This is a genomic window from Flavobacterium sp. (assembly GCF_036405015.1).
In the GTDB taxonomy this organism is placed as follows: domain Bacteria; phylum Bacteroidota; class Bacteroidia; order Flavobacteriales; family Flavobacteriaceae; genus Flavobacterium.
On the sequence record NZ_DASWYK010000079.1, the window covers coordinates 1 to 3,587 of the forward strand.

3 protein-coding genes and 1 pseudogene are annotated in these 3,587 nt (G+C 36.8%); 1 reads left to right on the forward strand and 3 read right to left on the reverse strand.

The window, feature by feature from the left end; translation table 11 throughout:
• Nucleotides 1-119, forward strand: a pseudogene (locus tag VGE71_RS06570) (RNA-binding protein); the annotation flags it as partial.
• Nucleotides 120-228: 109 nt separating this feature from the next.
• Here the strand turns inward: VGE71_RS06570 and leuB are convergent.
• From leuB to leuD, 3 genes are all read right to left on the reverse strand, one after another.
• Nucleotides 229-1,284, reverse strand: coding sequence for a 3-isopropylmalate dehydrogenase (gene leuB / locus VGE71_RS06575; protein WP_289664457.1), 1,056 nt, complete (start codon nt 1,282-1,284; stop codon nt 229-231).
• A 116-nt stretch (nt 1,285-1,400) separates the two neighbouring features.
• Nucleotides 1,401-2,921 (reverse strand): alpha-isopropylmalate synthase regulatory domain-containing protein, encoded by a 1,521-nt coding sequence (locus VGE71_RS06580; RefSeq protein ID WP_331137610.1) that lies wholly within the window; start codon nt 2,919-2,921, stop codon nt 1,401-1,403.
• A 216-nt stretch (nt 2,922-3,137) separates the two neighbouring features.
• Nucleotides 3,138-3,587, reverse strand: a 450-nt coding sequence (gene leuD / locus VGE71_RS06585; protein ID WP_331137611.1) for a 3-isopropylmalate dehydratase small subunit, incomplete at its 5' end; no start/stop codon positions are given.

Genomic DNA, 3,587 nt, shown 5'->3' on the forward strand with positions numbered 1-3,587 from the left:
AATCTGAACCAAAACCAGAAGGCGAAAGAAGAAGTTTTAACAACAACCGCGGAGGAAATAATCGTGGTGGTTACGGAAACAACCGTGGCGGAGATCGCGGAAACAGAGGAGATTACTAAGAGATTTTTTCTAAAATATAAAAGGGATAAACATTTGTTTATCCCTTTTTTGTTTCAGGTTTCAGGTCTCACATTTCAACAAACTTAAGATCTGAAACAAAATAAACTATTATACGTTCGCAGCTAACCAGTCACCAACTTCCTTAGTACCGTATGCTTTACCACCGTTTGCTAAATCTTCAGTAACTACTCCAGCTTCTAAAGCTTTGTTTACAGCATCTCTCATTGCTTTTCCTTCTTCCATCAATCCGAAGTTTTCGAACATCATAGCAGCAGATAAAACAGTAGCCATTGGATTAGCAATGTTTAATCCAGTTGCTTGTGGATAAGAACCGTGAATAGGCTCAAATAAAGATACTTCAGCTCCCATAGAGGCAGATGGCATTAATCCCATTGATCCTGAAATTACAGAAGCTTCATCTGTTAAGATATCTCCAAATAGGTTTTCTGTAATTAACACGTCATAAGAGTTTGGCCATTGAACCAAACGCATTGCAACAGCGTCAACAAATTCGTATGAAACTTCAACTTCTGGATAATCTTTTTCCATTGCTTGAACTGTTTCTCTCCATAAACGTGAAGTTTCCAAAACGTTAGCTTTATCAACACAACATAATTTTTTAGAACGAGTCATTGCCAATTCGAAACCTTTTTTAGCTAAACGCTGTACTTCAGCTCTTGTGTAAACACAGTTGTCGTAAGCAGTATCTCCGTTGTCTTTTCTTCCTTTTTCACCAAAATAGATTCCACCAGTTAATTCTCTTAAGAAAACTAAATCAGTTCCTTCTATTCTTTCTCTTTTTAATGGAGATTTATCTAATAAAGATGGGAAAGTAAAAGTTGGTCTTACGTTTGCGAACAAACCTAATGCTTTACGCATTTTTAACAAACCTTGCTCTGGACGAACTGGTGCAGAAGGATCGTTATCGTATTTAGGGTGACCAATCGCTCCAAAAAGAACAGCATCAGCATTTTTACAAACTTCGTGTGTTGCATCTGGATAAGGCTCACCTACTGCATCAATTGCCGCAGCTCCAGTTAAAGCTGGTTTCCAAGTAATTTCATGTCCAAATTTTTGTGCAATAGCATCTGATACTTTTACGGCTTGATCGATTACTTCTGGTCCGATTCCGTCTCCGGCTAAAAGGGCTATGTTTAATTTCATTCTATATTTTTTTAAAAGGTTCTAAGGTTCTGAGGCACAAAGGTTCAAAGGTGTTGGGATGAAAACTTTGCTTATTAGCCTTTGTCCCTTTGTGCCTCTGAACCTTTGCTCCTATATTAAGTTATAATGTTAAGCATTTTCTGAGTCGCAATAATCGCTGCAACGGTTTGATCTGAATCTAATCCGCGGGTTTTGAATTCTTTTCCGTTGTTGACCCATGTAATAATGGTTTCGCATAAGGCATCAGAACTACTTCCTGGCGGGATTCTCACGGCATAGTCAATCAATTTTGGAAGCGTAAGTTTTTTGCTTTTGTAAATTTTAGATAAAGCATTCATAAAAGCATCAAACTGACCATCTCCTTGTGCATTTTCTTCGATTATTTCTCCGTTTAAATTTAAAGATAAAGTCGTCGATGGGCGCATTCCTTTAGAATGAACCAGCATATAAGAATTTATGGTGATTTTTTCTTCGTAAGTATGGCTGTCCAAAACATCCGAAATAATGTATGGAAGATCTTCCTTCGTTACGGTTTCTTTTTTGTCGCCCAATTCGATAATTCTTTGGGTAACCAATTTCAAATCTTCGTTGTTTAATTTTAAACCTAATTCCTGAAGATTCTTTTCGATATTGGCTTTGCCAGAAGTTTTTCCGAGAGCATATTTTCTTTTTCTTCCAAAACGTTCTGGAAGAAGATCATTAAAATAAAGATTGTTTTTGTTGTCTCCATCGGCGTGAATTCCAGCTGTTTGCGTAAAAACGTTGTCACCAACAATTGGCTTATTTGCAGGAATTCTGTAACCTGTAAATGTTTCAACCAATTTGCTTACAGAATACAATGAAGTTTCTTTTACGTTGATGTTTACTTCTGGCAAATAATCGTTGATTACAGCAACAGTACTTTCAAGAGGCGCATTTCCGGCACGTTCTCCCATTCCGTTTACCGTTACGTGAAGTCCGTTGATTCCAGCTTTTATCGCTTCCATAACATTAGCAACACTTAAATCGTAGTCGTTATGTGCATGAAAATCAAAGTGAATTTGCGGATATTTTTCTTTAATTTTCGAAATAAATTCAAAAGTCAAAGACGGAATTAAAACACCTAAAGTGTCAGGAAGTAAAACTCTTTTAATTGGCTGCGTTGCTAAAAACTCCAAAAATTGAAAAACATATTCAGGAGAATTTCGCATTCCGTTGCTCCAGTCTTCCAGATAAACATTGGTTTCAATGTTGTTTTCTTTAGCAGAAGCAATGATTTGAGCGATTTCAGAAAAATGTTGCTCAGGTGTTTTTTTCAATTGATGCGTCAAGTGATTCATTGAACCTTTGGTCAATAAATTCTGCACTTTGGCACCAGCTTTTTTCATCCAATCAATCGAAACACCTCCATCAACAAACGTTAGAACTTCAATTCTGTTAATGTATCCTTTTTCTTCAGCCCAAGAAGTAATGCCTTTTACGGCCTGAAATTCTCCTTCGCTCACCCGCGCAGAAGCAATTTCGATTCTATCAATATTTAATTCCTCCAACAACAATTGCGCAATGGTCAGTTTTTCTGCAGCAGAAAATGATACTCCTGAGGTTTGTTCACCATCACGAAGTGTCGTATCCATTATTTCAATTTTTCTTTTTTTCATATTGATATTCTAATTTCTGGTAATTGGACGCGGATTTTAGGGATTCGCTTTCGCGAAAACGCAGATTGACGCGGATTTTTGTTTTAGCTAAAAAATAAAATCTGTTTTTTTCAGCGTTTTTGCGAAAGCAAATCTGTGCTATCCGCGTTCTATATTCTAGAAAGACCCGAGAGGTTTTGAAGCCTTTCGGGTCTAATAGACTGAATGATATTGCTATTAGTAAGGAAGTTTATCGGCGAAAGCCTTAATATCTTCCTTCATATCTTGTAAATAATCGATGTCGTCAAAACCATTAATTAGGTTATTTTTTTTGTAACCATTAATAGCGAAAGACTCTTGCTCACCAGTTGACAATAAAGTAATTGTTTGGTTTGGAAGATTGATTTCTAATTCTGTTTTTGGATCAGCTTCAATTGCTGCGAAAATGTTTGCTAAAAACTCAGGGCTGATTTGTACTGGCAAAACACCAATATTTAAGCAGTTTCCTTTGAAGATATCAGCAAAGAAACTAGAAACTACAGCACGGAATCCGTAATCGTAAACCGCCCATGCAGCGTGCTCTCTAGAAGATCCAGAACCGAAGTTTTTTCCTCCTACAAGGATTTTTCCGCTGTAAGTTGGATTGTTTAAAACGAAATCTGCTTTTGGAGTATCATCTCCATTGTA